Consider the following 13765-nt stretch of genomic DNA (forward strand, 5'->3'; position numbering starts at 1 on the left):
CACCACTTCGCGCGGGAGCGGTGAGGGGTTAATTTTCGTTAAGGATCTGCTGGTAATAGCGCATCACCTTTTGGGCGTATCGGTGATCGCCGTAGTTGTTCCAGTTCAGGCGGGCTTTCATCCGCGCGCTGAAGGCTTCGGCGTTGCTTTGGGAATAGCCGCCGTCCCGGGTGAGGGCCCATCGGATATAGCCGTTGCCGAAATTGTACCCCTGAATGGCTAACATCAGGCGGTTGGTCTGGCCCGGGCGGCTGCAGCCGGCGATCCTGAGACACTCGGCAAAATATTTCGTCCCCACTTGAATCGAATAGTCCGGATCCTGGATGCTGTTGGGGGATTTTTGATAAATCACATTGTGGGGCGATTCGCTGGCCTGCATCGGGTCGCGGCCCAGTCCCTTGGATTCCTGCATCATCATGGCCTGAATCACCGGGGTGAAGGCGGGGATTTGATATTCGGCGGTGTAGCGGTCGATGGTTTCCCGGTAGTCGCGCACCTGCCTGGTCAGATGGCCGCGGTTGAACCAATCGTTGTTCAGAATATGGCTGAGCAGTCCGGTGCGGGCGGCGACGGCGCCGACGGTTACGAGGATGAGCGCGATGAGCATGAGGATCAGACAGCCGTTGCCCCGACGGCGATTTTTTTTTGTTCTTTTTTGGCGGTGCAAAAACGACGCTCCTTTATCAGATTTTTGATTCACAGCGTGGATGGTGAAGTCTTTATTGTAAAGCAGAAAACTTAAAGGCATGCCAAGACCGAAAAAAAACAGAGCGTCGGCTCTGTTTAAAGCATCTCGTACTTGAAGTGCATCAGCACGTCGTCGAGAAGACGTTCCAGGGTTTCGCTGTCGTGGATGGCGGCGTCGGGGAGCTTTTGGTTAATGGCCTTGATGATGGCGTCCAGGGTGTTGTAGTAAGTGTCGCTGTGGGCGTGATCGCGGTCAGGCATGGGTGCCTCCCTCGGATTCGCCGGCGAGCGCCTCGGGATGGCGTTCCAGCCAGGTTTGGGCATAGGAGCAGGTAGCGGCGACGCGGTTGCCGTTTTTGTGGATGGTATCGATGGCGGCCCGCACCAGCTCGCCGGCGATACCCTGGCCGCGCAGGCTGTCGTCGGTGAGGGTGTGCACGATGGTCTGCACGCCGGCATCAGTAATCGGGAAATCAATTTCGGCTAAAAGTGCGCCGGTGTCGGCATCGCGGTAGTCGATGCGGTCGGCAGTGAAATGTTTTTGAATGGTCATAAAAAATCCTCGTGGATGATGAATCCATTGAATGCGCGCGGCTCAGCGCGTTAAGGGACAGAAAGGGGCACCGACAAATTCGGCGAGGGTCCGGGGGTCGAGCCCGACCTGGGCACCGATGCGGCCGCCGGAGACATAAATGCGCGTTTGCGCTTCGGCCGCTTTGTCAATGAAGGTGGGATAGGCCTTTTTCATCCCGATGGGCGAGCAGCCGCCGTGGACATAGCCCGTGTTGGGCAAAAGCTCTTTTTGAGGAATCATGGCGACGGATTTTTCGCCTGCGGCGCGGGCCGCTTTTTTCAGGTCGAGCTCGGCGGCGACGGGAATCACAAAGACCTTGAAGCCGCCGGAGTGGCCGCGGCACACCAGGGTTTTAAAGACTTCGTTCGGATCTTCGCCGATTTTGTTCGCGACGGAAATCCCGTCAAGGGCACCGTCGTCCGCCTCGTAAAACTGGGATTCGTAATCCAGATGGGCCTGGTCCAGGATGCGCATGACGTTGGTTTTGTGGGCGTCGTTTTTTTGTTTTTATTTTTTTTCAACATGATTGCCTCGCAGAAGGGGCGGCCGATGGCCGCCGATGAATTTTGAGGGCATTATAACACAAAGACGCTCAAAATTCAGAAGGATTCATGCGTGCTGCGCGAATTTTAAATTTTTTGCTGCGGGGCAGGGGCGCGGGCTTTTGACGAATCGGCAATCCCATCGAAAATTTGCTTGTGATGCCCGCCGCCTTTTGATATGATAATAAATAAATTAAAACTTCTTTAAATAAAAAGCAAGAAGAAATCAAGAAATGAAAGGCGATGGTCGATGAAGGACGCGGCAAAAACTTTAATCAATATCATGAATCGACTGCCGAAGACCAGCATTTGGCACAATATGGAAACCGGGCAATATATGCGGGTGATTCTGCGCATGCTCGACATGAAACATTTGGAGAAAAGCTTGATGTGGGAGGGGCTGTCCCCCTTTGATTTTCACGATATCGGCAAAGTGCTCCTGCCGGTGGAGCTCAACGATTACCGGGCGCTTTATTCCGACGAGCAGCGCCTTCGGGCGATGGCCCATGTGGATTACGGGCAGCATGTGTTTTCTCGGATGCGCGAGCAGGCGCCTGAGGCGGCGGATTTTTGCTTTGCCGCGGAGCAGATCGCGCTTTATCATCACGAATGCTTTGACGGTTCCGGCTATCCGGACGGGCTGGCGGGAAAGGAGATTCCTTTTTTGGCCCGGGTCTGCGCGGTGGCCAATTCCTTTACCGGTCTGCGCAGCGGCCACGGGGTGTTCACCCGGAATTCCGTGGTCAAGAGTCTGGACGCGATCGCAAAACGCTCGGGCACTTTTTTTGATCCTGACATCGTCGACGTTTTTGTTAAACACACCCGGCTTGAACTCATCGATGAATTAAGATAAGGCATTGGCTTCATTAAAAGCAGAGCGCGGCTCTGCTTTTTTAATGCGGGGATTCTGTGTATTCTGTGCTATAATGAAGCCATTCAATCAACGGAGGCAGGTTTAATGGCAAAACAACAAGCGGGTAAACTCATCGTGATCGAAGGGGTCGACGGCTCCGGCAAGCAGACGCAGTCCCAGCGGCTTTACGGCCGGCTGGCGGCGCAGGGAAAGCGGGTGCTGCGGGTGGCTTATCCCCGCTATGACGAGGATTCTTCCGCGATGGTGCGCCACTATCTGGCCGGCGATTTCGGAGAGGATCCCGATGCCGTCAGTCCCTACGTCGCGGCGACGTTTTTCGCGGCCGACCGCTATGCCTCCTATCGGCAGGAGATCGGGCCGTTTTTGGCCGGTGGCGGCCTGGTGATCGCCGACCGCTACACCACGGCCAATATGCTGCATCAGGCCGGCAAGATCGCGGATGCGGCGGCGCGGCAGGCCTTTCTCGACTGGCTGGAGGATTATGAATTTCGCCTGCTGGGGCTGCCCCGGCCGGACGCGGTGATTTATCTGGACATGCCCCCGGAGGCCAGCGGAACGCTCATGGCCGGCCGCGCCAATAAAATGACGGGGAAGGCGGCTAAGGACATTCACGAAAGCCACCCGGCCTATCTTGAACGGGCCTATCGCGCCGGGCGGGCATTGGTTGCCCGTTACGGCTGGACGCGCATTGACTGCCTGAAGGACGGTGTTTTGCAAAGCGTGGATGCCATCGGTGGCGCCGTCGAGGCGGCGCTGCGGGATCAGGGGATATTGGCGTGAAGACGCCGCTGAACGGCGCCCTGCGCAGCTTTGCGGATCAGGACCGGGTGCGCCTGCACATGCCGGGGCATAAGGGCCGGGGCTTTGCCGGGGCGCGTCTCGACGTGACGGAGCTTTCGGGAACGGATAATCTGCATCACCCGACGGGGGCCATCGCCGAAAGTCAGCGGGAGCTGGCCCGGGTTTACGGCTCCAAGGCGGCGCATATTTTGGTGGGCGGCACCACAAGCGGACTCGTTGCGGCGATATTGGCCGGCGCCGGCGAAGGGGACGCGGTGATTGTTCCGAGCAATTCTCACCGATCGGTTTTGACCGCGCTGACTCTGGGGCGGATCCGCGGCGTGTTTATTGACCCGGTGCCGGACGCGACCCTGGGCTTTCCCAGGGCGGTGACATCGGAACAGGTGGCACAGGCGCTTTCGGCCCATCCGGATTGCCGGGGCATGGTGCTGACCACGCCGACGTATTACGGGACAGTGTCGGACACCCGGGCGATTGCCGAGCGGCTGCATCGGGCTGGGAAGTGGCTGATCGTCGACGAGGCCCACGGAGCGCATTTGGCGTTTGACAAGGAATACCCGACGGACGCGGTGGCGGCCGGAGCCGATGTGGTGGTGCAGAGCACCCACAAAATGCTGGGGGCCCTGACCCAGGGGTCGCTGCTGCATCGCTGCAGTGACCGCATCGATGGCGCACGGCTTTCGGTGTGGCTTGCGATGCTGCAGTCGTCGAGTCCGAATTACGGTTTGATGCGCTCGGTGGAACGCGCCGTCGCTGAGGCGGCCGATCGCGGCGCTGCCGTGTTCGGCGCCATTGCCCGGGCCCACCGGGCAGCGGCCCGGGCCTCGCGGGCGACCGATAATTTGTTTTTATATGCGCCGGCCGGAAGCTACGATGCGAGCAAGTGGCTCTACGGGGTTCGGGACGGCAGCGGCATGGCCGTCGGCCGCCGCCTGCGCGAACAGGGGATTTACTGTGAGCTGGAGACCCCCCGTTGGCTGTTGGCCTTGACCGGGATCGGCACCACCGCCGAGGATCTCGGGCAACTCATCCGGGCGGTGGCAGAAAGCAACCGCCGCGTCGGCCAGCCGGCGGAAAAAAGTGATGCAAAACCGGTACTGCCGGCGGGGCGCTTTAATCAGGCCTGGCCGCTGTGGCGGGCCTTTGGCGCGGCCAAGCGCCGTGTGCCGTTGGCCCGGGCCGGGGGGATGATCAGCGGGGAAATGCTCGTTCCCTATCCGCCGGGCGTGCCCGTCGTGCTGCCGGGAGACCGCCTGACAGCGCCGCTCATCGCCTATGTGCAGGCGCAATTGGCGGCAGGCATCACCGTGATGGGCGTCGATGCCCGGGACGGCGTGACGGTTGTCGACGCCGAAGCGCAATAACGCACGAGGGAAGCATAAAATCAGCATTAAACGGGAATGAATCGGAAAGGAGCCGCGCATGGACGTCATGTTTGAAGGGATCATCGGTCAGGAACGCATTAAAAATTTGCTGACGCGGGCCGTTCAGCAGGATCAAATCAGTCACGCGTATTTGCTGACGGGGCCGCAGGGCATCGGCAAGACCACGCTGGCCCGGGCTTTTGCCAAGGCGATTTTGTGCACGGCGCCGCCGGCGCAGCGGCCCTGCGGCGAATGCGCTTCCTGCCGGCACGTGACCGCGGAAACCCATCCGGATTTTTTGAAGGTGGCTCCGCAGGAAGGGGCGAAAAATATCAAGATCGCCCAGGTCCGGCAATTATTGACGGCCATTGCCGCCCGCACCTTTGACGGGGGCAATCGCGTCTGCCTGATCGCCCAAGGCGAAACGATGACGCCCGAGGCGCAAAATGCCCTGCTCAAATCGCTGGAAGAGCCGGAACCGGGCAACGTGTTTATCATTCTGGCGGAAAACGGCGAAAAGATTTTACCCACCATTCGTTCACGGTGCCAGCGATTGGCACTCGATCCGCTAAGCGACGGGCAGATGCGCGCCGTGCTTGAAGCCGCCGGCTGTGAAGCGGCGCAGATGGACGCGCTGGTGCAGGGTGCCCAGGGATGCCCCGGGCGGGCATTGGCCCGGTGGCAGGGCGAAGCGGCCGAAGTTTTAAACCATGCGGCGTTTGAGGTGATTTGTGATATACTGAAAGGGCAGCTACAGACGCTGTTTCCCTTTGCGGAAAAAATCGGCAAGGATGTCGGCGCTCAGGCGGTAATCGCCGCGTTGATCCGCGGGCTGAGCGAAGCGCAGGCGGCGGTCTTGACGGGCCGCGGGACATCGGCGCTTTCGGCAGACGCCGGACAATTGATGGCCTTGGCGGGCCCGACGCAAATCGACGGGATTCGGGAGATTTTGTTTGAACTCGGCCGTCGGCTGACGACCAACGCCAACCCGCGCATCCAGTGGGAAGCCGCGTTATTAAAAATATTAGAATTACAGGAGAATCAATCATGAAGATAAAAATCGTCGGCGTGCGATTCAAGCCGGGCGGGAAGGTGTATTATTTTGACACTACTGGCCTCGAGATCCATCGCGGCGATCCGCTGGTCGTTCAAACCGCCCAGGGGATCGAATACGGAGAGGCGGCGCTGGCGCCAAAAACCATCGACGAGGCCAGTCTGCAGACGCCGGCTAAGCCGGTGCTGCGGGTGGCGACGGAGGAGGATCGGCAGGATTATCAGGTCCTGAAAGAAAAAGAAAAGGAAGCCCGCAGAGTGTTTGACGAGCGGGCCAGGGCCAATGAGCTGGATATGAAGCTCATCAACGTATCCTTCACCTTTGACCGCAAGAAGGCCATCTTTTATTTCACGGCGGACGGACGGCTCGATTTCAGAAAGTTGGTTCGGGAATTGGCTTCGATCTTTCATCTGCGCATTGAACTGCGGCAGATCGGCGTTCGGGATGAGGTCAAGATGTTCCACACTCTGGGCATCTGCGGCCGGGAAACCTGCTGCTCGAAGTGGCTGGACAATTTCCGTCCGGTATCCATTAAAATGGCGAAGGAGCAGGGGTTGTCGCTCAATTCGTCTAAGATTTCCGGCGTGTGCGGCCGCTTGCTCTGCTGCCTGACCTATGAGGACGAATTTTATCACGATGTGACCAAGCGCATGCCAAAGATCGGCAACTGGGTCACCACGCCGGAGGGCGAAGGCCAGGTGTACCGCCTGAACGTGCTGGAAGAAAAAGTGCTCGTAAAAATGCAGACGGACAGCGACGAACTGGAAATCAAAACCTTCGGCATGGATGAAGTGGTGAAATCCGGGAACAAGCACGTCCAGGCGAATAACCGACGGCAGCAGCAAAAACGCCAGGAGGACCATGACGACAATGGCGACGGCGATGTCAAAAATGCCCATCGCGGGAAGGGGAAAAATCATCGGGATTATCGAGACGACGATCGCTATGAAGGCAAAGACGAACACCGCAGGCTCCGGCATCGGCATCATCCATCCGGTCGAAAAGAGGCGCGCTATGAGAATGGCAGTCCGCATCAGCGACAGACAGTTAGAGGCGCGAAACGTTCGCCGAAGCTAACGGAAAAAAACGCTGAAACCGGCAAAAAACCAAGGGATTAAACGAAATCATTTGAAAAAAGTGCTCGTTTCATCTTGATTTAATTCGGCCTTTGGGTATAATGATTAATATATTAAAGAGCTGAAAGGAGTATGATTATGGCCTATACAATTTCTGACGAATGTATCTCTTGCGGTGCTTGTGCGGATCAGTGCCCGACCGAAGCAATTTCTGAAGGTTCTCCGTACGTGATCGACGCGGATGCCTGCATCGACTGCGGTTCCTGCGCAGATCAGTGCCCGATGGGCGCGATTGCACCGGCCGAATAAGTTCGGACCTACAAATTTGATGATAAAAACCACCGAATGCCGCTTTGCACGAGCGGCACCGGTGGTTTTTTATTGCTTTTTAATGCCCTGCGCTTTGAAACGGCGGCAGGCGAAAAAGAAGCCAACAAAAAACCACCGGTCGTGCCAGCAACCGGTGGAAGGTGAGAAAGTATCGACAATTGGCAAGCGCCAATGGAGATCAGGTTTTGGTAATATCACAAATGGTGAACCCAAGGGTTCGCTTTAGGTAATTTAAAATTGCTTTAACCGCAGAAGAAACATCAGAAATACGGCCGGTGAAAATCAGTGTGCCGCTGAAACGGTCGATAAAGCCGATATCGATATGTGCGGTTTTGCAGGCCATGTCGCCGGCAATTACGGCGATCTCCGGTGGGGTCATGCTTAAGATGCCAATGGCGGCCTGGGAGTAGTCGATGGCGGGATTCAGCCCCAATTTCTGATAAACGATGGCTTCCGGGCCCGCGATGATGTGGGCGAGGGTCACCTGTTTGCCAGGAACAGTTTCCTGAATGATCCGCATTTTGCCCTCGTTGGATTTGAGAGCATCTCTTTCATTTAGAATTTGCTCCATCGGTAAATCTGCCATGTTACTTCCTCGATTCATTCGTCATCATTAGAATACATTTTTAATATAGCACGAGCGGCGACTGAAATAAAGGCAATAATTAGCGGAACAACCAAAAAAAATGGCGAGAACGCAGGGAAGCAAAGAAAAAAATGGATGTGGCGGAAATCGGGCCAATCTAAAAAATAAACGGGCCGCGGCATAGAATTGGGCATGGGCGGCAAACTATGCTAAAATCAAAGCAAAATCATAGCGCGACGCTATCATCAGGAAGGAAACAAGTGAATGAAAAAGGGGGACATTACCACCGTTAAAATCGAACGCACCCGCTATCCGGGCAAGGGCATCGGCCCGATTCAAGACGGCGGCACCGCCATCCCCTGCGCGGTGAAGGGCGCGGTTCCCGGGCAGATCCTTAAGGTGCGCATTTCGAAGAAGCGCAAGGGCAAGGCCGAAGGCAAGCTGCTTGAGGTGCTGGCGCCGGCGCCGGACGCCGTGACGCCGGTTTGCCCGATGTTCGGCCGCTGCGGCGGCTGCACCTATCAATCGACGGCTTATCCGCCACAGCTGGCGATGAAGGACGGTTGGGTGATGACGCTGCTGGCGGAGGCCGGCATCACGGGGTTTGAACACCTGCCGGCGCTGCCCAGCCCGGAAATCTACGGCTATCGCAACAAGATGGAGTTTTCCTTTGGGGACGATTGCCCCGGCGGGCCGCTGATGCTCGGCCTGCACGAAAAGGGCCATTTTTACAACATCGTTTCGGCTCAGGACTGCGCACTGGCGCATCCGGATTTTGGCGCGATTGTCACCGCGGTGCTGGACTATTTCAGATCCCGGGGGGCTCAGGCTTTTCACAAACGGGCGCACACCGGGTTTCTGCGCTATCTGGTGGTGCGCCGGGGGGCGGCCACCGGCGAAATCATGGTTAATCTGGTGACGACCAGCCAGGGCACATTGGACGATGCGGCCTTTGTGCAGGCGCTTGAGCATTTGCCCCTCGCCGGCAAGCTCGCCACGGTGATCCACTCGGTTTATGACGGGGTGGCGGACGTGGCCCGGGCCGACACGAGCCGGATGCTTTTGGGCGAGGGCATCATCCATGACACGATTTTGGGCATTGATTTTGCCGTGTCGCCCTTTTCTTTTTTGCAGACCAATACCCGCGGCGCCGAGACGCTTTACACCGCGGTGCGCCGGGCGGTGACCGCCGGCACCGAGCGCCGGGGCAGCGGCAAAAAGCCGGCCGTTTTTGATTTGTACTGCGGGGTGGGGACCATCGCTCAGGTGCTCGCCCCGATTGCGGAGCATGTGACGGGCATCGAGCTTGTTCCGGAGGCGGTGAATGCGGCCAGGGCCAACGCGGCGGCCAACGGTCTGACCAACTGTACCTTTATCGCCGGCGATGTGAAGGCGGAAGTGGGGAAGCTCGCCGAGGCGCCGGAGGTGATCGTGCTCGATCCCCCGCGGGAGGGCATTCATCCCAGGGCCCTGCCGGATATTTTGGCTTTTGCGCCGGCCTGCTTTGTTTATGTCTCCTGCAAGGCCAGCTCCCTTGCCCGGGATTTGCCGGCTTTTGTCGCTGCGGGCTACCGCGTCGAGACGGTGCAGTGCGTGGATATGTTTCCCCAGACGGTGCATGTGGAGTGCATAGCGTTGATACAAAGAGTGAAATCGTGAAAATCCTGCATTTTAAGCAGTTTTACAAGCATTTTGTATTAAATGAAGATGATGAAGGAGAAAAGAAAAACTCCTAAAAATTATATTGATGCTTATATTTGTATTAATACGGTGTGTGGAGATACAAAGAATTATTTAGGAGGGGAGAAATAAGGAATGACTAAATTCAAAGGGAAAAATTTTGAAATAGGTGGTAAGTTATATAAATTTATTGAACGCATAAGGGATGGGGGAAATTCAAGAGTCTGGTCTGCAGAAAGTGGTAATGAAAAATTTGCCATAAAAATTTTAAATGAGGGTAAGAAAAAAGAACGCTTTAAAAAAGAAATAGAGTTTTGCGAAAATAACAAACATGATAATCTGATTCCAATATATGATCATGGGGAAATTGACAATGCACTCTGCTACGTAATGCCGCTTTATGAAAATAATTTAGCAGATTTAGTAAAAAATGGAATTAGTATTGAAGATGGATTTGACTACATATTTCAGATTTGTAGTGCTCTTGAGTTTCTTCACTGTAAAGATGTGATTCATAGAGATTTAAAGCCTGAAAATATTTTAGCAAAGAAAGGTAGATTGGTTTTAGCAGACTTGGGTATTGCTCATTTTGAAAATTCGTCTTTAACGAATAAAAATGATTTGTTGGCAAATAGAGGATATGCAGCTCCAGAACAAAAGATAAAAGGCTTATCAAAAGAAATTACTAGTGCTGTTGATATATTTTCTTTAGGAATGATTATAAATGAAATTTTCACTGGAAAAAAACCCGGAGGATCTAATTTTACTTTAATATCTGATATATATCCATGGTTAATGGATATTGACAAGTTAGTAGAAAATTGCATGAAACAAAATCCTAATGAACGACCAACAATTAAGGAGATATCACTTGAAATAAAACTTCAATTCAATGGATTGAAAGAAGAAAAAAAGTCAATTGAAGAGAATTTAGAATATGATTTTAAAGAATTAGGGATAGCTAATATTTGTAATAATGAGATAAAAGACAAAATTATAGAACAAGCTATGAATGATATATTGACAGCAAAACATTTTTTTAAGAATAAAATTGCACAAGATTTAGAAAAATATAATCACAATTACCATTGTAATATACATTATAAACTTGATACAAGGCTGAGAAGTACGTATATGGAATATTTATTAAAGGAGCAATGCAAAAGAAAATTTTTGCACGAGAGCAATGTGTATGGGAAAGGTGATACGTATGAACCATTAAATTTAAATGATAATGCTGAAGATAAAGAACTCTATGAAAAACTTTCATCTTTTTTATATCAAAATTCTATTCATAATGGAGAAATACTAAAATTATTTAGTTCCTGTTGTAATTATCATTGTAATGAAATCATTAGAGATCTTGATAAGATTCAAAAAGAAGTTGCAGATTTAGATGATGCTCCAATATTGTATATTGTTAAGAAAATTATGAATATTAAAGATGATAATGATGATATACATTTGGAGAATGGAATTTCAGCAAACTGGGAGGAGAGCATATCCTGTTATGACAGTAAAAATACTTATATGGAGCTATATAGTGAAGATTATCAAAAAGATGAAGTAGAGACAATATTGAGAAAATTCAATGAGGAGTATAATCCGATTGTTACTAGGAAAGATAAAGTATTTGTGGTTAGATTTGCAGATGAAAAATCATATAATGTTTTTAAAAACTATGCATTGGAACTATCAAAACCATATTATATATTTGAAGGCGATGTACTTGATTTAATTAGAATAGAAAAAGAATACGAAGGGATTATTGAACTAAAGCCGTGGGGGCTATTTGATGTCAAAAATGTTTTGGCTAAAATTTTAGGATTTCGAAAGGACTACTAAATTTTTGGCATTTTGATATATTTTTATGGATGAGTCACGCCGAGACGGTTGTATGGAGGGCAAGAAGGTAGACTTGTCTGATGTCAAGAGTGCGCATATTGATCTAAAGAGAATGTTCGTTTCAGAAGGAATCGACATATTACGATTTTGGAAGAATGTTGGTTTTATGTCTCTTAAGTCGTTGAACTTTAAAAATGTTGGAAAGAAAGTTGATGATTTATTATGGATGGTTCTAACTTTGCAATCAAAAAACAAAACGATTTGCTTGGACGCGCATCATTTGCTAATGAAGGGAATATAATGAATTCTACAGAGAATGAGTGCAATGCAATACTTGGTCTGGATATCACAGAAGACCGATTCAGTTTTACCTCTTCGATTGAATCTGCCATAATAAAGGCAAAGGGGGAGCTGGCTGATTTGCAGGAGACAATTGCTTCTGTTCAGAAAATGAAGTCGGATTGTGATAAACGTGACTATGCTCTTGCGGCAAGCTCTGGAGCGTTATGCGGAATAATCAATATATTTTTGGTGGGCGAACCTGGGGAATCCCCATTTGGAGGTATTACTGACAAATGGTTCGCTAATCGTACAATAGATTTTGCAAAATTCTGTGGCTGGGACGGAAAAGACAATGGTGCGTTGTCTTCCGCAATAAACTTTCTCGAAAAGAAATTTAAAATTCCATATGACCAGCGAGGGGCAGGAGATGTGGGGAGCATCGTCTTCGACTTAAATTCGGTCAATCATCATTTTAAGTCTTTGGGACATAATTCAACTTTACTGGGGTTGTTTTTCTCAATACTTGATCAGTTTGCAACCCCGAATCAAGCACATTTTATTTCCGGCGGAGAACTGATAGCACTCCAGAATGCTGACGGAAGTTTTGAACTAAAGGGAGACAGCACTCCTGGCAAATTGTTCTGTGGTTTTGTAAATTGGTTCGGACATTTGATTTCTGACGTGTCTGGCTCTTCAGGCAGCAAAGGCCGAGGCATGGGGATTCCGTCTCCGTTTTGGGCATGGACAAATGACATTATTACGATCAAACGTACTTTGAAAATAGAACCATCTGAATTTGATAGGAACCTGAATGAACTTGCATTAAGCATATACAAGCAAGGTTATGATATTAGATTCCAAGCAGCACAAGCTATTCCTGTATTGATTAACGAAGTTTTGGTCCGGTTGATATATGCAGTAAGACGGATGATACAGTATTTCAAGATAACAGAGCGAAGCGAACGCTCAGAAACTATACTGTGGCAAAAATATGAACCGTTTTCGAATCTCTCCGTAAAAAGAATGTTGATGGTCGCGCATGGTGTCTTTTGTATGATGGATATCGGAGATGCAACAATACGCGAATTGGCCATGGGCGGTGGGACTTTTAATGTCACGGAATTTGCTCTTCGGTTTAATATTGCAGGTATAGGACGCTTTGCAATCTCGCTGTATGGTGAGGCCAAGCGGGTGGTTGGGATACGCAGGGCTGAAAGCAATGCGGCATTCGCGGAGAGAGAAAAATATATCGTTGAAAGTTATTTGGATGCGCTATTGCTATTATCTGAAAAATATGCAGATCAGGATCTTGTTAATTTTGTGGATGATTTTAAGAATAGCGATATGTATGTCAAGGCATTCGGGAAATCCGGGAAGCTTGCTGAACTTAGAGGTGTTCCTGAAGAAAAAATACTGAGAATTAAATCAGACATAGATATGTATTTTGGAGGTAGAAAACAATGAGCAAGCAAAAGTCAAAGTTTGAACTCGCACGGGAAGAGGCAGAGGCATCAATCAGCAAAACGAATGAGAAGATTGCAGACCTTGGCGAGCACACGAATAAGCTTTATGAGGAACTGACCGCCATTCAGAAGAAATTTGACGCCATCAGGAAGATTCCGAGTGGTAAGCATCTGGAATACGAAGAGCTGAAGAAAATCAGATTGAATTGGAAACAGAAGATCGAGAAGATTGAATCTGATTATCGGGATGCCAAGGTGAAACATGCAGGTGCCGGCGCTGCAGGTGTTGGAGCAGGAGCCGCTGTCGCAGCACTTGGCCCGACAGCGGCGATGGGAGTTGCGACCACATTCGGCGTTGCGTCTACAGGGACGGCAATATCGATTTTAAGCGGAGCTGCAGCTACTAACGCTGCACTTGCATGGATTGGAGGCGGCGCGCTTGCCGCTGGCGGCGGCATGGCTGCCGGGAATGCTTTGCTGGCGCTTGCCGGTCCTGTAGGATGGGCAATCGCAGGAGTAGCGTTTATCGGATCCGGTTTCCTTTTTTGGAAAAACAAGCGCGACAAGGATCGCCTTGAGGATATTTTTACGCAGATCGGCAAGTGAG

Annotated in this window: 15 protein-coding genes; 10 read left to right on the forward strand and 5 right to left on the reverse strand. The window is 51.4% G+C overall.

The features are described from left to right. Positions 1 to 28 precede the first annotated feature (28 nt). The 4 genes from HMPREF0721_RS09635 to ybaK form a co-directional block, all read right to left on the reverse strand. The gene (locus tag HMPREF0721_RS09635; protein WP_207635246.1) at positions 29 to 667 is read right to left on the reverse strand and encodes a lysozyme family protein; all 639 of its coding nucleotides are present in this window, start codon (positions 665 to 667) and stop codon (positions 29 to 31) included. Between the two features lie 116 nt (positions 668 to 783). After that, positions 784 to 948 carry a hypothetical protein gene (locus HMPREF0721_RS11915; RefSeq protein ID WP_006599558.1) on the reverse strand — a complete coding sequence of 55 codons (165 nt, stop codon included), beginning with the start codon at positions 946 to 948 and terminating at the stop codon, positions 784 to 786. Further along, positions 941 to 1240, reverse strand: coding sequence for a GNAT family N-acetyltransferase (locus tag HMPREF0721_RS09640; protein ID WP_006599559.1), 300 nt, complete (start codon positions 1238 to 1240; stop codon positions 941 to 943). The genes HMPREF0721_RS11915 and HMPREF0721_RS09640 overlap by 8 nt, the downstream gene beginning before the upstream one ends. A gap of 42 nt (positions 1241 to 1282) precedes the next feature. Then, positions 1283 to 1735 (reverse strand): Cys-tRNA(Pro) deacylase, encoded by a 453-nt coding sequence (ybaK, locus tag HMPREF0721_RS09645; RefSeq protein ID WP_006599560.1) that lies wholly within the window; start codon positions 1733 to 1735, stop codon positions 1283 to 1285. A gap of 318 nt (positions 1736 to 2053) precedes the next feature. On the opposite strand from ybaK, the gene HMPREF0721_RS09655 reads away from it, so the two are divergent. From HMPREF0721_RS09655 to HMPREF0721_RS09680, 6 genes are all read left to right on the forward strand, one after another. Further along, positions 2054 to 2656 carry an HD-GYP domain-containing protein gene (locus tag HMPREF0721_RS09655; protein WP_006599563.1) on the forward strand — a complete coding sequence of 201 codons (603 nt, stop codon included), beginning with the start codon at positions 2054 to 2056 and terminating at the stop codon, positions 2654 to 2656. Between the two features lie 105 nt (positions 2657 to 2761). Then, on the forward strand, positions 2762 to 3457 hold the full coding sequence (locus tag HMPREF0721_RS09660) for a dTMP kinase (protein ID WP_006599564.1): 696 nt from the start codon (positions 2762 to 2764) through the stop codon (positions 3455 to 3457). After that, positions 3454 to 4842, forward strand: coding sequence for an aminotransferase class I/II-fold pyridoxal phosphate-dependent enzyme (locus HMPREF0721_RS09665; protein WP_006599565.1), 1389 nt, complete (start codon positions 3454 to 3456; stop codon positions 4840 to 4842). Before HMPREF0721_RS09660 ends, HMPREF0721_RS09665 begins: the two co-directional genes overlap by 4 nt. Positions 4843 to 4900: 58 nt before the next feature. After that, a complete protein-coding gene (gene holB / locus HMPREF0721_RS09670) occupies positions 4901 to 5893 on the forward strand; it encodes a DNA polymerase III subunit delta' (RefSeq protein ID WP_006599566.1) in 993 nt (330 codons plus the stop codon). Continuing rightward, complete coding sequence (locus HMPREF0721_RS09675) at positions 5890 to 7014, forward strand: PSP1 domain-containing protein (RefSeq protein ID WP_006599567.1); 1125 nt, start codon at positions 5890 to 5892, stop codon at positions 7012 to 7014. The genes holB and HMPREF0721_RS09675 overlap by 4 nt, the downstream gene beginning before the upstream one ends. A gap of 96 nt (positions 7015 to 7110) precedes the next feature. Beyond that, positions 7111 to 7281 (forward strand): DUF362 domain-containing protein, encoded by a 171-nt coding sequence (locus HMPREF0721_RS09680; protein ID WP_006599568.1) that lies wholly within the window; start codon positions 7111 to 7113, stop codon positions 7279 to 7281. Between the two features lie 199 nt (positions 7282 to 7480). Here the strand turns inward: HMPREF0721_RS09680 and HMPREF0721_RS09685 are convergent, their stop codons facing one another. Beyond that, positions 7481 to 7888 carry a BMC domain-containing protein gene (locus HMPREF0721_RS09685; RefSeq protein WP_006599570.1) on the reverse strand — a complete coding sequence of 136 codons (408 nt, stop codon included), beginning with the start codon at positions 7886 to 7888 and terminating at the stop codon, positions 7481 to 7483. Positions 7889 to 8152: 264 nt separating this feature from the next. Between HMPREF0721_RS09685 and rlmD the strand changes: the two genes are divergently transcribed. The 4 genes from rlmD to HMPREF0721_RS12305 all read left to right on the forward strand — a co-directional run bounded on the left by rlmD (position 8153) and on the right by HMPREF0721_RS12305 (position 13764). Then, positions 8153 to 9547: a 23S rRNA (uracil(1939)-C(5))-methyltransferase RlmD gene (rlmD, locus tag HMPREF0721_RS09690; RefSeq protein WP_006599571.1), complete on the forward strand. Its 1395-nt coding sequence runs from the start codon at positions 8153 to 8155 to the stop codon at positions 9545 to 9547. A gap of 156 nt (positions 9548 to 9703) precedes the next feature. Beyond that, positions 9704 to 11413 carry a serine/threonine-protein kinase gene (locus tag HMPREF0721_RS09695; protein ID WP_006599572.1) on the forward strand — a complete coding sequence of 570 codons (1710 nt, stop codon included), beginning with the start codon at positions 9704 to 9706 and terminating at the stop codon, positions 11411 to 11413. Positions 11414 to 11635: 222 nt separating this feature from the next. Next, the gene (locus HMPREF0721_RS09705; RefSeq protein WP_242821870.1) at positions 11636 to 13159 is read left to right on the forward strand and encodes a hypothetical protein; all 1524 of its coding nucleotides are present in this window, start codon (positions 11636 to 11638) and stop codon (positions 13157 to 13159) included. Beyond that, positions 13156 to 13764 (forward strand): hypothetical protein, encoded by a 609-nt coding sequence (locus HMPREF0721_RS12305; protein WP_006599575.1) that lies wholly within the window; start codon positions 13156 to 13158, stop codon positions 13762 to 13764. Before HMPREF0721_RS09705 ends, HMPREF0721_RS12305 begins: the two co-directional genes overlap by 4 nt. The last annotated feature ends 1 nt before the right edge of the window (position 13765 follow it).

Source organism: Pseudoramibacter alactolyticus ATCC 23263, assembly GCF_000185505.1.
Classification (GTDB): Bacteria; Bacillota; Clostridia; order Eubacteriales; family Eubacteriaceae; genus Pseudoramibacter; species Pseudoramibacter alactolyticus.

What these genes read in the sequence shown, in the direction of transcription:
- ybaK (WP_006599560.1), bottom strand. Translation starts at nt 1,735, where the DNA reads ATGCGCATCCTGGACCAGGCCCATCTGGATTACGAATCCCAGTTTTAC.
- HMPREF0721_RS09675 (WP_006599567.1), top strand. Translation starts at nt 5,890, where the DNA reads ATGAAGATAAAAATCGTCGGCGTGCGATTCAAGCCGGGCGGGAAGGTG.
- HMPREF0721_RS09660 (WP_006599564.1), top strand. Translation starts at nt 2,762, where the DNA reads ATGGCAAAACAACAAGCGGGTAAACTCATCGTGATCGAAGGGGTCGAC.
- HMPREF0721_RS09705 (WP_242821870.1), top strand. Translation starts at nt 11,636, where the DNA reads ATGGATGGTTCTAACTTTGCAATCAAAAAACAAAACGATTTGCTTGGA.
- HMPREF0721_RS11915 (WP_006599558.1), bottom strand. Translation starts at nt 948, where the DNA reads ATGCCTGACCGCGATCACGCCCACAGCGACACTTACTACAACACCCTG.
- HMPREF0721_RS09680 (WP_006599568.1), top strand. Translation starts at nt 7,111, where the DNA reads ATGGCCTATACAATTTCTGACGAATGTATCTCTTGCGGTGCTTGTGCG.
- HMPREF0721_RS09655 (WP_006599563.1), top strand. Translation starts at nt 2,054, where the DNA reads ATGAAGGACGCGGCAAAAACTTTAATCAATATCATGAATCGACTGCCG.
- HMPREF0721_RS09695 (WP_006599572.1), top strand. Translation starts at nt 9,704, where the DNA reads ATGACTAAATTCAAAGGGAAAAATTTTGAAATAGGTGGTAAGTTATAT.
- HMPREF0721_RS12305 (WP_006599575.1), top strand. Translation starts at nt 13,156, where the DNA reads ATGAGCAAGCAAAAGTCAAAGTTTGAACTCGCACGGGAAGAGGCAGAG.
- rlmD (WP_006599571.1), top strand. Translation starts at nt 8,153, where the DNA reads ATGAAAAAGGGGGACATTACCACCGTTAAAATCGAACGCACCCGCTAT.
- holB (WP_006599566.1), top strand. Translation starts at nt 4,901, where the DNA reads ATGGACGTCATGTTTGAAGGGATCATCGGTCAGGAACGCATTAAAAAT.
- HMPREF0721_RS09685 (WP_006599570.1), bottom strand. Translation starts at nt 7,888, where the DNA reads ATGGCAGATTTACCGATGGAGCAAATTCTAAATGAAAGAGATGCTCTC.
- HMPREF0721_RS09640 (WP_006599559.1), bottom strand. Translation starts at nt 1,240, where the DNA reads ATGACCATTCAAAAACATTTCACTGCCGACCGCATCGACTACCGCGAT.